Raw genomic sequence first — 16,310 nt, forward strand, 5'->3', positions numbered from 1 at the left:
AGCCTCGCACTGCCTATCAATTAGCCATCGAGTACAAAGCGACCGGGGAATTTATTGGCACGGTTTGCCTGCGTCTGGAAGCGAATAATCAGGCATCGATGGGATGTGGCATGGCCCGCGAATATCAGGGGCATGGACTCATACATGAAGCCGCATACGCCTTGATGAACGTTGGTTTCCGCGAATTGGGCATACACCGGATCTATGCAGAAACCATCAGCCAGAATCGCGCGGCGATTCGGTTATGCAAGGCGTTGGGTATGAGACAAGAGGGGCATTTTCGCGAACACCGTTTCTTCAAAGATCAGTGGTGGGATACCGTGGTATTGGCCGTCCTCCAGAGCGAGTGGCAATGATGTCACGCCAACAAAGTGAGGGGTCTAGCGGATGAAGCGAATGCTGATTATTGGCAACTCGGGATCGGGTAAGAGCTGGTTGGCAGCGCAGTTGGCTGAGCAGTTAACTATCCGCGAGGTCAATCTGGACACCATTGTCTGGCAACCGGGCGGGTTTAACCAAAAACGGCCCCAGCATGAGATTGGCCTTGCCATTCAAATACTTGCCCAAGAGCCCTTATGGGTGGTCGAAGGGGTATTTGGCGCCCTGGCCGAGCAACTGCTTGATGCCGCAGATACCCTGCTATTTCTGGACCTTGACTGGTCTGTATGCCGTGATTCACTGCTATCGCGCGGTTCACAAAGCGCCAGGCAACGGGATGCAGTGGCAGCGGAAAAGAACTTTCAACAACTGCTGGTGTGGGCATCGGAATATGAGCAGCGAGCCGGCAAAAGTTCCCGCCAATTCCATCGCGAGCTGTTTGATCGATTCCCAAACGACAAACACCGTTTCACGACTCGGACAGAGGTAAATAGCTATCTCGCTCAACTGACAGCTCACAGCTACTAACTGGGTAGAGGATGACGCAACATGAGCCCGTAGGTCCGAATAGCGGAGCGTATTCGGACATTCGCGTCATCACCTCTATCTTTTCAGCCATCCCCTCTCTTGCCATCGCACTCCCTGCCCAAACAAGCGGTGCAATTCACTCCGTTCATTGCACCCCACGACATTGTGATCGGCGCGACGGGGGCAGGAAAAGAAAAGGCGGCCCGCAGGCCGCCCGGCATTACTGACCTACCAGCTGGTAGATCGCATGATTGGCAAACTTGGGATCGCTGGGCACCACCCCTTGCACGTGCTTGAGATTAGAGCCAACAGCCATCTTCTCGACCTCGGGGTTTGGCGAGGAGTAGAAGTAGACCTTGGTCTTGGCGGGTAGCGGCTTCAGATGCCAGTTGTTATCCACTTTCACCTCGAAACCGGCCGATTCTTTCTCGCTCAGATCTTTCACATAGGCAGAGAGCACTTCGCGCGTTTCCATCGGATCTTCGTGCACCAGCGCCTTGCTATTGATGCCCGGGAAGTTGCCACCACCGCTGCCACGGTAGTTGTTGGTGACCACATAGAAGTTCTGCTTCAGATCGATCGGTTTACCATTGAATGTGAGTTCGCTGATCCGCTCGCCGTCGCTGATCTTCTTGCCATCCTGGTTATAGCGAGCTGGCTGGGTGACATCCACCGCGTAGCTCACCCCCTTGATGGTATCGAGGTTGTAGGGACGGAAATCGTCCACCACCAGCCACTGAGCCTGCTCGGAGTTCGGGTCTATCTGACTGTACTGAACGGCGCTCTTCTCCAGCCACTCTTTCACGGTGGCGCCATCGACTTTCACTACCTGCACGGTATTGGGGAAGACATAGAGATCCGCGACATTTCGCCCGGAGATGGCTCCCGCCTGTACCCAGGTGTAGTCGTTGGGGCCGTTGCGCCCGCCACGGAAGGGGGCCGCTGCCGACAGCACCGGCAGGTCTTCCTTGAGGCCGCAATTCAGACCATTCTGCTTCAGGCACTCCTCTTTCAGCTGCTCGATATGCCACTTCTGGGCATCGCTCACGATCTGGAGGGAGGCATCATCCCGCGCAACAGAGAAGAAGCTCTGGATGGGCGTGTTCAGCTTGCCAATGGGCAGGCTCAACCACTCGATGGTCTCATCATGGACGGTCTGGATCAGATTCACGACCCCCTGATCCTCCTCACCGCTCGGCAGCGATTTAACCTTGCGCAGTTCGGAGTGGCTATCCGCCACCTGCCAGCGCCCATCCTGATAGGTCAACTTGAGGTCGATAATGCCGAGGTGGTTGCCGGTCACGCCGGGCATAACGGCCGGGACGCCAGCAATCTTGCCCGTTTTGTTATCCACTTTATCGATATCGGGATACTCGCCCGGGAAGGCCTTGTGGGCATGACCCAGCAGCAGTGCATCCAGCCCCTTCACCTGGGCAAGATAGACGGCGGCGTTCTCCATCAAGGGCTCCTGCGGTGTGCCGGTAATACCGGAGTGCGCCGCAATCACCACCAGATCGGCCCCCTTGGCACGCATCTCGGGAATGTAGTGCTCGGCGGTCTCGACCATGTCAGCCACCACCACCTTGCCTTCCAGGTTGTGCTTGTCCCACTGGAGGATCTGGGGCGGGTTCACCCCCAGCACGCCCACCTTGATGGTCTGCATATTGCCGTTGGCATCTTTTACCTGGCGATCCAGCAGCACATAGGGCTTGAAGTGGTGGGGCATGGCATCCCAGTCAATCTTGCCGTCACTGGCACGCTTGAGGGTATTGCCATCAAAAACGTTGGCGTTCACGACTTCGTAGTTGGCCTCGGCGAGCGTTTTCGCCAGATAGTCGAGGCCATAGTTGAACTCGTGGTTGCCGAGGTTGCCCACGTCATAATGGAGCTCGTTAAGCGCCTTGATAGCGGGGTGGCCTGCCGACTTCTTCAGATAATTGGTATCCCCCTTGTACTGGGCAAAAATATAGTCAGACAGTGGGGTACCCTGGATCAGATCACCGTTGTCGATCAGCAAGTTATTGCTGTTCTCATCACGGGCTTGCTTGATCAGCAAGGCCGTGCGGGCAAGACCCAGTGAATCATCCCGCTTGTTCTGGTAGTAGTCGAAGCTCAACAGGTTGGAGTGAACGTCGGAGGTTTCGAGCAGCCGCAGATTGACATCGCCTGGGGTGGGAGTGCTGTCGTTGCTTTGGCATCCGGAGAGCGCAAGCAGGACCGCCACCGCGCTCAGTTTGAGGGTGAAGTGCATTGTTATTTTTCTCGCTTATTGTTAGTGCCAGTCGAGGCATCCTACCGCCTAGTTTTGTGGATAACTGTGATCCGAGTGGATTAATAACCACATGTTCCACATTTACAGTCAAAAATGTGGACATATGCAGCATTTTAAACTGACAGGTGCAACGTTCATCCCGCACCAGCACAACCATGATGTTTGTTCCAGCGCGCTCGGCGAGACACTGCACACCGTTCCTTGTCCCCTGCGTCGTTCCCCCTGTTTGCCGGTGCGCTTGCTCCCCTCTTCTTACTCTTCTTCTTCCGGCCCGTTGCCTTGCCCCGAGCCCTGCCCATCAAGCGCATAAAAATCCTAGTCCCCCCGGCAAAAACGCACGGTTTTGTGAGGAATATCACATCTTTCAATGCCATTGAACCACATATAAATCCAGACCATGCTGGAGATTAATTTATTGATATGGCGCATAGCAAATCTTGTGGCGCACCTGATATCTGTTCAGATATTTGTTTTTAAAGAAAAAATAGAGAGCAAACTGAAAATGGCGAGTCCCGCCGAAAAATGAGACCTCCATCACATCGCGTTTTTGTGCGCACAAAAATCCAGTGATTAGCACATTTGTCCGATAGGGAGGGGACGGACGAACCGCGATAATGATCAGGTCATTTTTATCCAGTACGTCGATACGTACTCACGCATAGCTTCCGTCACCGGAAGCGGGGAGAGCGCCATGATCACCACCTTGATCAATGAACATCTGATCAACCTCGATTTGAAAGCGACGCGAAAGGAAGAGGTCTTCACCGAGATGGCCCGCCTGCTGGCGTCGCAAGGCAAGGTCAGCGACGAGCAGGCCTTTATCAAGGATCTGTGGGCCCGCGAAGAGCTGGGCAACACCGGTTTTGAGGAGGGCGTGGCCCTGCCCCACGCCAAGAGTGCTGCGGTCTGCAACCCGGCGGTCGCCATCGGCATCAGCCGCAACGGCATCGAATACGGCGCCGAAGATGGCAAGCCGTCCCACCTCTTTTTCATGATTGCCTCCCCCGATGGCGGCGCCAATCACCATATCGAGGTGCTGGCGGAGCTCTCCGGCAAGCTGATCGAAGAGGGCTTTATCGCCAAGCTGCTGGCGGCCAAGAGTCCGGCCGATGCGCTGGCGCTGCTGCTGGCCAAGAAAGAGGAGCAGAGCGCGGCCCCAACCACCAGCAAGGGCTTTATCATCGGTGTTACCGGCTGCCCGGCCGGTATCGCCCACACTTATCTGGCGGCCGAGTCGCTGGAGCGCGCCGCCAAGGAGCTCGGTTATGAGGTGAAGGTGGAGACCAACGGCTCCATCGGCGTCAAGAACAGCCCGACCGCGGACGAGATCGCTCGCGCCAGCGCCATCGTGGTCGCCTGTGACAAGCAGGTGGATATGGCCCGCTTCAACGGCAAGCCCCTCATCAAGACCGGCGTCAAGGCCCCCATCAAGGATGGCAAGGGTCTGATCGAGCAGGCCCTGAAAGCCCCCGACTATGTGGCTGGCAAAGAAGATAAAAAAGGTGAAGAGAAGAGCGCGGGCGGCGGCAGTTCCGATCTCTACCGCTACCTGATGAACGGCGTATCGCACATGATCCCGTTCGTGGTGACCGGCGGTCTGTTGATTGCACTGGCGCTGGCCATCGGCGGCAACCCGACCCCGAGCGGCATGCAGATCCCGGAAGGGAGCATGTGGAACCAGATCCTCAACGTGGGCGTCGCCGCCTTCACCCTGATGATCCCCATTCTGGCGGGCTATATCGCCTACGCCATCGGTGATCGTCCGGCACTGGCCCCGGGCTTTATCGGCGGCTGGATCGCCAACAACGGCAGCTTCTACGGCGCTGACGCCGGAACCGGCTTTATCGGTGCCATCATCGCGGGCCTCTTGGTCGGCTATCTGGTGCGCTGGATTGCCACCCGTCACTACCACAAGATGGTGCAGCCGCTGGTGCCGATCCTGATCGCCCCCATCGTCGGTTCCCTGTTTATCGCTGCGGTCTTTATCTTCATCATCGGCGCCCCGATTGCCGACATGATGACCGGCCTCAACGCCATGCTGCTCTCCATGAGCGGTGGCAGTCTGGTGCTGCTGGGTATCGTGCTGGGGGGTATGGCTGGCTTTGATATGGGTGGCCCGGTCAACAAGGTGGCCTTCCTGTTCTCCGTCGGCATGATTGCCTCCGGTCAGACCCAGTTTATGGGTGCCATGGCTTGCGCCATCCCGGCCGCGCCGCTCGGCATGTCGCTGGCAACCGTGCTCGGTCGCAAGCTGGGTATCTTCGATGCCTCTGAAATCGAAGCGGGCAAAGCCGCCGGTGCCATGGGTCTGGTGGGGATCTCCGAAGGGGCGATTCCGTTCGCCGCCCGTGATCCGCTGGCCGTCATCCCGGCCAACATTCTGGGCAGCATGACCGCTGCGGTGATGGCCTTCCTGTTCGGCATCACCAACAGCGTCGCCCACGGTGGCCCCATCGTGGCCCTGCTGGGTGCGGTCAACAAGCCGCTGCTGGCGCTGCTCTGCATGGTCTGCGGTGCCATCGTCACCGGCGTGGTGGCGGTTGCCCTGAAAAAGCTGCGGGTCAAAAAGAGTGACGAAGTGACCCTGGCCAAGGCGGCCTGATAGCTCGCCACAGACACGACAAGATCCATAAAACAAGAGGCCACCCCACGGGGTGGCCTCTTTGCATGTGTCGAACAACCCCGACAAGGGGATTTGCCATCTGTTATGCCCGCAGTAGTGGGCGCTGCTGATGCTGAGCCAGGGTCATCAATACCTCCAGCTGTTCCTGTTTTTGCACCATGACGCCATTGCGGCTGGTGCGCATGCTGCTGACCACATCCTCAACACTCAGCTGATTGTTGCGCGGATCATGCATCGCCATGGCCCCGATCACCTGAGCGGTACGCCCCACCCCGGCGCGACAATGGACCACCGGCAGCAATTTGTTCTCATCCCCCACCGCCGAGCTGCCCGCCTTCTCATACATGGCGCGCTTCGCTTGCGCATTTTGCTCCAGCAGGGCTGACAGCCGTTCAGTCACCTCGGCACTGACGGCGGTTTTATCGGGCCAGTTGCTGACATGCACCACGGGCACCTGGATCCCCTTCTTGCCAGAGCCGGGCATGGTCAACGCCATCTGATAAACATCGGCCTGAATACCGTCACCCAGGTCGACACTCATCTGGTGCTCGGACTTAACCGATACCGCTCCATATTGGCCGCTCTGACGGAAATAGTCGGGCATCTTGAACTGGGGATTGGCGATCTCGTTGGCGGAAGCCAGAACCGCCAGTACCGGCGTCCGGTTGTCGAACATCATCTGCAGATGGCTCTCCAGCTGGCTGTCGAGCGGGTACTGGCACGCGATGGAGCGATGTACCCCGACCTGTACATAGTTGGCGTTGAGATCGGGGCGCACGGCAGTCGCCTTGTTGGCCTGAATATCGTTGAAGCGGTTGAGCTTGCTGCCATCGCTGCTTTGCAGATAACGATCAGGTTGCACCGAGGGTTGCAGCTGACGCTGCACATTGGCCAGCCTGCTGCTCAGCGCCTGTTTCGTTTGCGCACCGTAAGGATCGACTGCAACAGGGGGAACCATTCTTGGTGCGACATGCATCAGCCGCTCGTGCTGCTGGGCCAGCGCCGGACCCGCATTGCGCGGGGCAAGGGCCGGAGCACGACGCGGTGGCAACGGCGGCGCATCCTGACTTGCTGGCGCGCTGGCCGCGTGACTCTGTGCTCCCTGCTGGCGCAGGGCCGCATCCAGCAAGGTCTTGGCGTCTTTGAACGTCAGCTGATCGCTGCGCAATGCCACCAGCTTGCTCTGGCCATTGCCGATGCTGCGCAGCTCGAAGTTGTTGTGATTGAAGCGCACCGCACTCTCATGCAACGCGGCGACATCATCCTGATTAAGGGCAATATCCTGCACATGACGGAGCACCTCCCGGGCGAAGGCTTGTTCGGTATCCCGGGCACCATGGGTCACCGTCAGGCCCTGAAAACTCCCCTCACGATTAGCGGCAACATTGCCTCTCAATTTGCCGGTCAGCTCGCCATTCTGCTGTTCGGCCAGCCGGGATACCTGTTGATGAAGGGTGTGAATCGCTAATGTCATGTTTACCTCGAATGGCATGAGTGAGCCGCGAGTATAAAAAGCGGTGTCCCCCTCTCCTTGCACTGCCAGTCGGAAATTTTTAGCCATGTAGCAAAGTGACCGATAGCAACAAAATCGATGTCCATAAGTGACAAATGAAATGGTTGTTTTTCGATAATTTGCGCACCTCAACCCACCTCTTCTGCAAGCTGCCATCCATGAACGCATCATTTGACGCCGCTTTAAATGCCCTGGGCCACCACCTCGGGATCACGCTCACTGCAACAGACGGTGTTGCCAGCATCACGCTGGATAACAACCACACCCTCCATCTGGCTGCGTTAGGGGACAGCCAGCTTGCCCTCTTTATGCGCCTCTCTCCCCTTAAAGATGTGCAGCAGGCGATTGAGCTGTTGCAACAAAATCTCTTCTCGGTCGATCCCGCCAGCCCGCGCATCGCGCTCTCACCGGATAATCACCTTATCCTCTGGAGCCAGCATCCCCTGAGCGTCATGGATGGCAGCGCCCTCTATCAGGCCCTGAGCACCCTGCACCACCATGGTCTGAGCCGATTATCGGCATCCTCTGCCGTCAGCGAGTCAAGCGGGCATGACAACTCGCCATCACCTCTGCTGATGGTCTAGAGAACCGCAGAACCGATATAAAGCCGCTTGCATCAGGCGGCCTGCTCACCGGCCAATGGCAGCCCAACCGCTCGCCAAGCTGCTCGCTTCGCCACCAATCTGGCCCGCGCAGTGTGATCCTCTTCACGCTTGGGGGCCAAATCGGACAAAACTAGGAAAATTTCCTAGCCCCACTAGGGATGGCTCTCAAGCCATTTATTTCCCCTCTGATTAGAGTCACCCCACCTGATGTCGTGACCCGCACCGCGATGGGCAACGCGCCCCGTCATCCCGTGCCGGGCCCGGGTTTATATGGATGGAGAGTCGAGCGCAGCAACGGCTGGCAGCCCCTGACTGTCTGTTCCCCCTTCCGTGGCGTGACCTCGAACAACCTGTCTACAAAGCAGGGGCACCGCGGAAATACCGTCTATCTCGCAGAGGATGAACGAAGATGTTGAAATTTCTCCAACAGGTCCGGGTCCCCACCCTGGACCTGCCGGTCGAAGCCCGGCGCAAGCTCTGGTTCAAGCCGTTTATGCAATCTTATCTGGTTGTATTTATTGGCTATTTGACCATGTATCTGATCCGCAAGAACTTCAACATTGCGCAAAACGACATGATCCAGGAGTACGGTCTCTCCATGACCGAGCTTGGCATGATCGGTCTTGGCTTCTCCATCACCTACGGGGTGGGCAAGACCATCGTCTCCTACTACGCCGACGGCAAGAACACCAAGCAGTTCCTGCCGCTGATGCTGATCCTCTCCGCCCTCTGCATGCTGGGCTTCAGTGCCAGCATGGGCGGTACCGGTTTTAGCCTCTACTTCATGATCTTCTTCTACGCGGCCAGCGGTTTCTTCCAGAGCTGTGGCGGTTCATGCAGCTACTCCACCATCACCAAGTGGACCCCTCGCAACAAGCGCGGCACCTATCTGGGTATGTGGAACCTCTCCCACAACGTGGGCGGTGCCGGTGCGGCCGGGGTGGCGCTGTTTGGTGCCAACTACCTGTTTGATGGCAACGTGCTCGGCATGTTTATCTTCCCCTCCATCATCGCGCTGGTTGTCGGCTTTATCGGCCTGCGTTTTGGTAGCGATTCACCGGAAGCCTATGGCCTTGGCAAGGTGGAAGAGCTGTTTGACGAGGTAGCGAGTGAAGAGGATATCGCCACCGAAGAGCAGAAGCTGACCAAGGGTCAGATCTTCGTGAAGTACGTGCTGCTCAACAAGGTGATCTGGCTGCTCTGCTTTGCCAACATCTTCCTCTACGTGGTGCGCATCGGTATCGACCAGTGGTCCACCGTTTACGCTCACCAGGTGCTGGGCTTCTCCAAAGAGATCGCCATTCAGGGCTTCACCTTCTTCGAAGTGGGCGCACTGGTCGGCACCCTGATGTGGGGTTACCTCTCCGATCTGGCCAATGGCCGTCGTGGTCTGGTGGCTTGCGTCGCCCTGGCGCTGATCATCGCGACCCTGGGTCTCTACCAGCATGCCACCACCCAGTTCATGTTCCTGGGCTCCCTGTTCACCCTGGGCTTCCTGGTGTTTGGTCCGCAACTGCTGATCGGCGTCGCCGCCGTGGGCTTCGTACCCAAGCAGGGCATCAGCGTGGCCGATGGCGTCAAGGGCACCTTTGCTTACCTGATCGGTGACAGCTTCGCCAAACTGGGTCTGGGCATGATCGCCGATGGCACTCCCATCTTCGGTCTGACCGGCTGGACCGGTACCTTCGCCGCCCTCGATATCGCCGCAGCCACCTGTCTGGTGCTGATGGGCTGTGTCGCAGTGGCCGAGGAGCGCAAGATCCGCCGCATCAAGCGCGAACTGAAAGCCGCAACGCTGGCCGCCCAGATCGCCTGATCCCCTGCAGATTGTCGCTGATTGTTCAGGGCCACCCACACGGGTGGCCCTTGTTGTTTAGATATACTAAATACCCAACTGGCTCGGCGTGGCCTTCGTAGCCGCTCAAGGGGCAGGCATATCCCCATCAAGATCCCACTTTTTATATGGACTTTTGGTAAAAATCCCCCGCTGGCGCTATCTTGTTGCTCCCCCTTGTCAGCATCACAGAGAGCAGATGAAGATCGTCGCCGTCACCGCTTGCCCGACCGGTATCGCCCATACCTATATGGCCGCCGATGCCCTGCAAAAAGCCGCCACTGCACTGGGGCTCAAGATCAAGGTCGAGACACAGGGCGCCATGGGCATGGAGAACATGCTGACCGCCCGCGATATTGCCAGCGCCGATCTGGTGCTGATTGCCTCCGATATCGAGATTGAGCAGAAAGAGCGCTTCCTCGGCTGTTCCATCCATCAGGTAACACTGGAAACCGTGCTGCTGGATGCCCACGCCGTACTCAAGGCCCTGCCGATCTCGGTCTGATGCTGACCCGCGAGATCACCTTCTACTGCCAGCAGGGGATGTGCATCACCCAGGCCAAGCAGTTGAACCGGCTGGCGGGGATGTTCAAATCCGCCATCCGCTGCGCCAACCTCACCCGGCGCCAGACCGTCACCGCCAGCAACCAGTTCTCCCTGCTCACCCTCGCCACCCGGCCCGGCGACCTCTGCCAGTTGCAGATTGAAGGGTGCGATGCCGAGCTGGCCCAGATGGCCTTTACCTGCTGGTGCGGCGAACTGGGCCTGCCGCTGGTGCGCCCACGCACCGCCGCGCTGGCGGAGTTGCGACTGGCAAATGCCCTGCCCGACTACCATTTTGCCCTGCGCCAGCTGGCCCATAGCCCCGCGCCGCTGAGCAAGGCCGAGGCCCTCGAGCATCTGATCGATCTGCTGCCCGCCGAACTGGTCACCGACCGCACCACACTGACCGCCGCAGTGGAACGGCGCGAGCAGGTCTCTGCCACCATCATCCGCCCGGGCCTTGCCATGCCCCATGTATTGAGCGAAGGGATTAGCCAGCCAGCGCTGACCCTGCTCAGTTGCAAAGAGTCCATCGAGTGGGGCTCCCAGATAGGGCCGGTAGAGACCATCATTTTGCTGGCGGTGCCGGTCGGCAGCGGGCGCGAGATCCTGCGCCCCCTCACCCGACTGGCGCAGGCGATGATCGACGATGTGGTCAGCCACGCCCTGCTGCAGGCGGGCTCGGCCCCCGCCCGTCAGGCCATCGTCATCGAGAGCCTGCTGAGCTAGGCACCGGACCAAGGCTGACAGGCGCAGCGGCGTGGGGAATGGTGGTGCGCGTGTGGGTGATGGTGGTCGGCATAGTGCAAAGCGCCAAATGAAAGCAGGCTCCGACCCCCGCGCAGTGACGTGAACTGCCCCATGGCCAGCTATCCCCCGCGCCCTGCGGCTATCAATTGACAATAAAAAGACCCCCTCTTGCCCAATGGCGAGAGGGGGTCTTTTGTTTTTGCCGCTGACTAACCGGCGATCAGATCAACCATCAGGCCAGCGAGACAAAGATCCCGGCCAGGGTGGCGCTCATCAGGTTGGCCAGCGTGGCCGCCAGCACCGCCTTGAAGCCCATATTGGCCACATCGTGGCGGCGCTCCGGCGCCATGGTGCCGATGGAGCCAAGCTGCACCGCAATGGAGCCCAGATTGGCAAAACCACAGAGGGCGAAGGTGATGATGATCTGGGTGTGGGCACTCAGATCAGCCTTGATATTGGCAAAGTCCAGATAGGCGACGAACTCGTTCATGATCACCTTCTGACCAATCAGGGATCCTGCCGCCATCATCTCGCTGGCGGGCACGCCAATCAGCCAGGCCACGGGGGCAAACAGGTAACCCAGCAGCTGTTGCAAGGAGAGATCGGCCCAGCCGAACCACTCGCCGACGGTGGTGAGACCGGCATTGATCATGGTGATGACGCTGACGAAGGCGAGCAGGATGGTGCCGATGGCCACGGCGATCTTCATGCCGCCCATAGCGCCGCCCGCCAGCGCGTCGATGGCGTTGCTGTAGTCGCTCTTGTCGAGGGTGATCTCGGTCTGATCGCTCACCTGCTGCTGCTCCGGCACCAGCAGTTTGGCCATCAAGAGGCCACCCGGCGCCGCCATAAAGGAGGCGGCGATGAGGTATTTCAGATCCACCCCCAGACCGGCGTAACCGCCCAGCACCGAGCCCGCCACCGAAGCCATGCCACAGGTCATCACCGCAAAGAGTTCGGAGCGGGTCATACCGGCGAGGAAGGGACGAATAAGCAGCGGCGACTCCCCTTGCGACAGGAAGATGTTGCCGGTGGCCACCAGCGACTCGGCACGGCTGGTGCCCAGCAGGCGATGCACGGCGCCGCCCAATACCCGGATCACCCACTGCATGATGCCAAAGTGGTAGAGCAGAGCGATCAGCGCGCTGATGAAGATCACCAGCGGCAGCACCCGCACGGCGAAGATAAAGCCGTTGCTGGCCAGATCGCCAAACACAAAGCGGATGCCACTGTCGGCAAAGCCAAGCAGGGCGGAGACGCCATTGCTCATGGCACCGAGCATGACTTGTCCGGGGGGGAAATAGAGCACCAGCGCAGCAAAACCGGTTTGCAGGGCGAGCGCACCCAGCACGGTACGCCAGCGGATGGCACGGCGGTTTTCACTGGCCAGCCAGGCGATAAACATCAGGGCCAGCATACCGACCAGACTCAATAACAGTGTCATCTTGCACCTATGAAGAGAGGAGTTTCATATGGCAAATCTGCGGACAGGCATCGCGGGAGATCAGGCGGGAGAGGTGCCGACCCACGCGACACGCAAACCACAAACCTGCAGGTTAGTGGCGGGTCCCATCCTGGGGTCATTCACGTTCCAGGTGACAGCATGTATCGGGTGACGCCAGCGCCGTCGCAGGGGGAGATGCGGCCAGGTGGCGGGTCGGGCGGCGATGTTACAGTGATCGCTGTCACAGAAAAAGCAAAAAGACGATTGGCGGAATAACTTTTTCAAAAAATGCAATGCGGCCAGCTCGGGGCTGGCCGCATTGAGACTCTGATTTGAACTGCAACGCGCTTATTTGAGTCGCTTGCCGCTCGCATCCACCACCTGCTCGCCATCTTCCTTGGCGAAGGCCCCTTTTTGCTGATCGGGCAGAATATCGAGCACCACCTCGGATGGGCGGCACAACTTGGTGCCGAGGGGGGTGACGACGATGGGGCGGTTGATAAGGATGGGGTGGGCCAGCATGGCATCGATCAGCGCATCATCGCTGAAACGATCTTCCGCCAGAGCGAGCGCCTCGTAAGGGGGGACGTTCTTGCGCAGCAGATCGCGCACCGGCATGCCCATGGCGGCGATCAGCGCCACCAGCTGATCGCGGGAGGGGGGTGTCTCCAGATAGTGGATGACCGTGGGCTCCACGCCGCTGTTGCGGATCAGCTCCAGGGTGTTGCGGGAGGTACCACATTCCGGGTTGTGATAGATGGTGATTGCACTCATTTGCCTGTCTCTCATGAATCAAGTGAATAGAAAATGGATAGCAACAGTTAGCGGCCATCTGTTAGCGGCCATTTGTTAACGGCCATCAGTTAGCGGCTTAGCCCCGCTTCGTACCAGGGTTTGCTGGCGTTGACAATGCGCACCACCAGCAGCATGACCGGCACCTCGATCAGCACCCCGACCACGGTGGCAAGCGCCGCGCCGGAGTGAAAGCCGAACAGGCTGATGGCGGCGGCCACCGCCAGCTCGAAGAAGTTGGAGGCACCGATCAGGGCGGAAGGACAGGCGACCGAGTGCTTCTCCCCCACCTTGCGGTTAAGCCAGTAAGCCAGCCCAGAGTTGAACAGCACCTGGATCAGGATCGGCACCGCCAAGAGGGCGATAACCAGCGGCTGCTCGATGATGGCGTTGCCCTGAAAGGCAAACAGCAGCACCAGAGTGAGCAGCAGGGCCGCCACCGACCAGGGCTGGATGCGGGTCATGACGCCGTCAAAATGGGCCTCTCCCTTTTTCAGCAAGGCCCTGCGCAGCAGCTGGGCGATGATCACCGGAATGACGATATAGAGCACCACAGAGGTGAGCAGGGTATCCCATGGCACTACGATGCTGGAGACCCCGAGCAGCAGCGCCACCAGCGGCGCGAAGGCAAACACCATGATGAGGTCGTTCACCGCCACCTGCGACAGTGTGAAGTAGGGATCGCCGTTGGTGAGACGACTCCAGACAAACACCATGGCGGTGCAGGGTGCCGCCGCCAGCAGGATCAGGCCCGCTACGTAACTGTCGAGCTGATCCGCCGGCAGCCAGTCGGCAAACAGCACACGGATAAAGAGCCAGCCAAGGAAGGCCATGGAGAAGGGCTTGACCAGCCAGTTGATAAAGAGGGTGACCCCAATGCCCTTCATGTGCCCCTTCACCTGATGCAGGGCGCCGAAGTCGATCTTGAGCAGCATGGGGATGATCATCACCCAGATCAGCAGCCCCACCGGCAGGTTGACCTTGGCCACCTCCATGGCGCCGATCGCCTTGAACAGATCCGGCAACCCCTGCCCCAGACCAATCCCCACCACAATGCAGAGGGCGACCCAGGCGGTCAGATAGCGTTCAAAAAAGCCGATGGCAGGCACGGCCTTGGCATCACAGTTTGCAGACATTACAGCTCCCGATGCGGCGCAATCCCGCATCTTCTATTGGTTCAAAACACGGGTTTATAACAAGTAAGGCATATTCAAGCCGCCCCGGCAGCAGACCGGGGCGGCGGCTCAATGGTGCTGACAGAGGCGGCGCAGGGCATCGGGCCCCACCGGCTCCTCGGCGAGCAGCGGCACCACGGCGTAGCGGCGGGCGTGTTGCTGCTCGACCGCTTCGATATGAGGCAACTGGCGCTCGGCCCGCAGTTGCAGCAGCGGCGAGCTGACCGCGGCTTGCTGCAGACTGAGGTTGACCAGCCAGCCCCAGGGCTCGATACCCGCGCGGCGCAGATCGGCCTGCAGATTGGCCGCCTCCTGCACCGGGGTCGGCTCGGGTAGCGTGACGATCAGCACCTTGGTCTGTTTGGGGTCCTGCAGCTGCATCATGGGAGTGGTGAAGTGCAGCCCCTTGTTTCCCATCTGACGAGCGATCTCCCTGTGGTAGGCGCCGGTGGCGTCGAGCAGCAGCAGGGTGTGGCCGGTGGGGGCAGTATCCATCACCACGAAGCGCTTGCCCGCCTCGCGAATGATGCGCGAGAAGGCCTGAAACACGGCGATCTCCTCGGTACAGGGGGAGCGCAGATCCTCCTCCAGCAGTGCCCGCCCCTGTTCGTCCAGCGCAGCCCCCTTGGTGGCCAGCACCTGGGCGCGGTAACGCTCGGTCTCGGCATGGGGGTCGATGCGACTCACCTCAAGATGGGGCAAGCTACCTGCCAGCGTCTCGCTCAGGTGCGCAGCGGGATCCGAGGTGGTGAGGTGCACCGGCAGGCCGCGACTGGCCAGCTCCACCGCCACGGCAGCCGCCAGCGTAGTTTTGCCCACCCCGCCCTTGCCCATCAGCATGATGAGGCCATGACCGTCGGCGGCCAGCTCGTCCACCAGCGAACTCAACTCGGGCTGGGCTTGCTTGACAGTGGACTGTACTGTCGGGGATTGAGCGGCTGTTCCCTGTGGTTGCAGCAGCTGGCGCAGGCTCTCGACGCCCACCAGATTGGTGGCCAGCAGCGGGATATGATCCTGCGCCAGCCCCTTGATCCCCTGCGGCATATCGGCAAGAGCCAGCTGTTCGCGCTGCCAGAGGGCCTGCGCCAGCCCGTCACCGGCGATGGCATCCTCAGGGAAGAGGCCATTGATCACCAGTTGCTGGTTCAGCAAGCCGATGGCGGCCAGCTCCTCATGGGTGCGGGCCACTTCACGCAGAGTGGAGTGCTGGGCTCGTGCCACCAGCACCAAGCGGGTGCGGGCCGCATCGGCCAAGGCGGCGACCGCCTCGGCATACTGGCTGCGCTGTTTCTCCAGCCCCGCCAGCGGGCCGAGGCAGGAGGCATCCCCCTTGCCCTGTTCCAGAAATTCGCTCCAGGCGCCCGGCAGTTGCAGCAGCCGGATGGTGTGGCCGGTTGGGGCCGTATCAAAGACGATATGGTCATACTCGGCCAGCAGCGTTTGGTCAGTCAGCAGCGCGGTGAATTCGTCAAAGGCTGCGATCTCGGTGGTGCAGGCGCCGGAGAGCTGCTCCTCAATGCTGCGCACCACGCTCTCGGGCAACTTGCCGCGCACCGGCCCGACGATCCGCTCCCGATAGGCTTTGGCCGCTGCGGGGGGATCTATCTCCAGCGCCGACAAACCGGGCACGGCGGCGATGGCGGTGACGCGATTGCCGATCTCGGTGGCAAACACCTGGCCCACGTTGGAGGCAGGATCGGTGCTCACCAGCAGCACCCGCTTGCCGGTATCACACAGCGCCACCGCACTGGCGCAGGCCAGCGAGGTCTTGCCCACCCCGCCCTTGCCGGTGAAGAAGAGAAACGGCGGTGGATTGGTCAGAAAATGGTACATAGCCTCTCCCGAATGGTGCG

The 16,310-nt window shown here is 59.8% G+C and carries 13 protein-coding genes; 7 read left to right on the forward strand and 6 right to left on the reverse strand.

Going from position 1 to position 16,310, the window contains the following annotated elements:
- Positions 1-356: GNAT family N-acetyltransferase (locus LD28_RS0113285; protein ID WP_033137441.1), on the forward strand; the 356-nt coding region annotated here is incomplete at its 5' end.
- 31 nt (positions 357-387) lie between these two features.
- Positions 388-906: a P-loop NTPase family protein gene (locus LD28_RS0113290; protein WP_033137442.1), complete on the forward strand. Its 519-nt coding sequence runs from the start codon at positions 388-390 to the stop codon at positions 904-906.
- A 220-nt stretch (positions 907-1,126) separates the two neighbouring features.
- Here the strand turns inward: LD28_RS0113290 and LD28_RS0113295 are convergent, their stop codons facing one another.
- Positions 1,127-3,157: a bifunctional 2',3'-cyclic-nucleotide 2'-phosphodiesterase/3'-nucleotidase gene (locus LD28_RS0113295; protein WP_033137443.1), complete on the reverse strand. Its 2,031-nt coding sequence runs from the start codon at positions 3,155-3,157 to the stop codon at positions 1,127-1,129.
- A gap of 712 nt (positions 3,158-3,869) precedes the next feature.
- On the opposite strand from LD28_RS0113295, the gene LD28_RS0113300 reads away from it, so the two are divergent.
- Positions 3,870-5,780: a PTS fructose transporter subunit IIABC gene (locus tag LD28_RS0113300; RefSeq protein WP_033137444.1), complete on the forward strand. Its 1,911-nt coding sequence runs from the start codon at positions 3,870-3,872 to the stop codon at positions 5,778-5,780.
- A gap of 103 nt (positions 5,781-5,883) precedes the next feature.
- Here the strand turns inward: LD28_RS0113300 and LD28_RS0113305 are convergent, their stop codons facing one another.
- Positions 5,884-7,275 (reverse strand): protein-tyrosine phosphatase family protein, encoded by a 1,392-nt coding sequence (locus LD28_RS0113305; RefSeq protein ID WP_033137471.1) that lies wholly within the window; start codon positions 7,273-7,275, stop codon positions 5,884-5,886.
- 197 nt (positions 7,276-7,472) lie between these two features.
- Here LD28_RS0113305 and LD28_RS0113310 point away from each other — a divergent pair, with 197 nt between their 5' ends.
- The 4 genes from LD28_RS0113310 (at position 7,473) to LD28_RS0113325 (ending at position 11,025) form a co-directional block, all read left to right on the forward strand.
- Complete coding sequence (locus LD28_RS0113310) at positions 7,473-7,898, forward strand: CesT family type III secretion system chaperone (protein ID WP_081959575.1); 426 nt, start codon at positions 7,473-7,475, stop codon at positions 7,896-7,898.
- 430 nt (positions 7,899-8,328) lie between these two features.
- A complete protein-coding gene (gene uhpT / locus LD28_RS0113315; RefSeq protein WP_033137445.1) occupies positions 8,329-9,735 on the forward strand; it encodes a hexose-6-phosphate:phosphate antiporter in 1,407 nt (468 codons plus the stop codon).
- A 217-nt stretch (positions 9,736-9,952) separates the two neighbouring features.
- On the forward strand, positions 9,953-10,258 hold the full coding sequence (locus LD28_RS0113320; protein ID WP_033137446.1) for a PTS fructose transporter subunit IIB: 306 nt from the start codon (positions 9,953-9,955) through the stop codon (positions 10,256-10,258).
- Positions 10,258-11,025 carry a PTS sugar transporter subunit IIA gene (locus LD28_RS0113325; RefSeq protein WP_033137447.1) on the forward strand — a complete coding sequence of 256 codons (768 nt, stop codon included), beginning with the start codon at positions 10,258-10,260 and terminating at the stop codon, positions 11,023-11,025. The genes LD28_RS0113320 and LD28_RS0113325 overlap by 1 nt, the downstream gene beginning before the upstream one ends.
- 253 nt (positions 11,026-11,278) lie before the next feature.
- Here LD28_RS0113325 and LD28_RS0113330 read toward each other — a convergent pair whose 3' ends face one another.
- From LD28_RS0113330 to arsA, 4 genes are all read right to left on the reverse strand, one after another.
- A complete protein-coding gene (locus LD28_RS0113330; RefSeq protein WP_033137448.1) occupies positions 11,279-12,490 on the reverse strand; it encodes a NupC/NupG family nucleoside CNT transporter in 1,212 nt (403 codons plus the stop codon).
- Between the two features lie 348 nt (positions 12,491-12,838).
- Positions 12,839-13,264 (reverse strand): glutaredoxin-dependent arsenate reductase, encoded by a 426-nt coding sequence (arsC, locus tag LD28_RS0113335; protein ID WP_033137449.1) that lies wholly within the window; start codon positions 13,262-13,264, stop codon positions 12,839-12,841.
- Between the two features lie 89 nt (positions 13,265-13,353).
- Positions 13,354-14,418, reverse strand: coding sequence for an ACR3 family arsenite efflux transporter (gene arsB / locus LD28_RS0113340; RefSeq protein WP_033137450.1), 1,065 nt, complete (start codon positions 14,416-14,418; stop codon positions 13,354-13,356).
- Positions 14,419-14,526: 108 nt separating this feature from the next.
- Positions 14,527-16,290: an arsenical pump-driving ATPase gene (gene arsA, locus LD28_RS0113345; RefSeq protein ID WP_033137451.1), complete on the reverse strand. Its 1,764-nt coding sequence runs from the start codon at positions 16,288-16,290 to the stop codon at positions 14,527-14,529.
- Positions 16,291-16,310 lie beyond the last annotated feature (20 nt).

Origin of the sequence: Aeromonas finlandensis (assembly GCF_000764645.1) — a bacterium.
In the GTDB taxonomy this organism is placed as follows: Bacteria; Pseudomonadota; Gammaproteobacteria; order Enterobacterales; family Aeromonadaceae; genus Aeromonas; species Aeromonas finlandensis.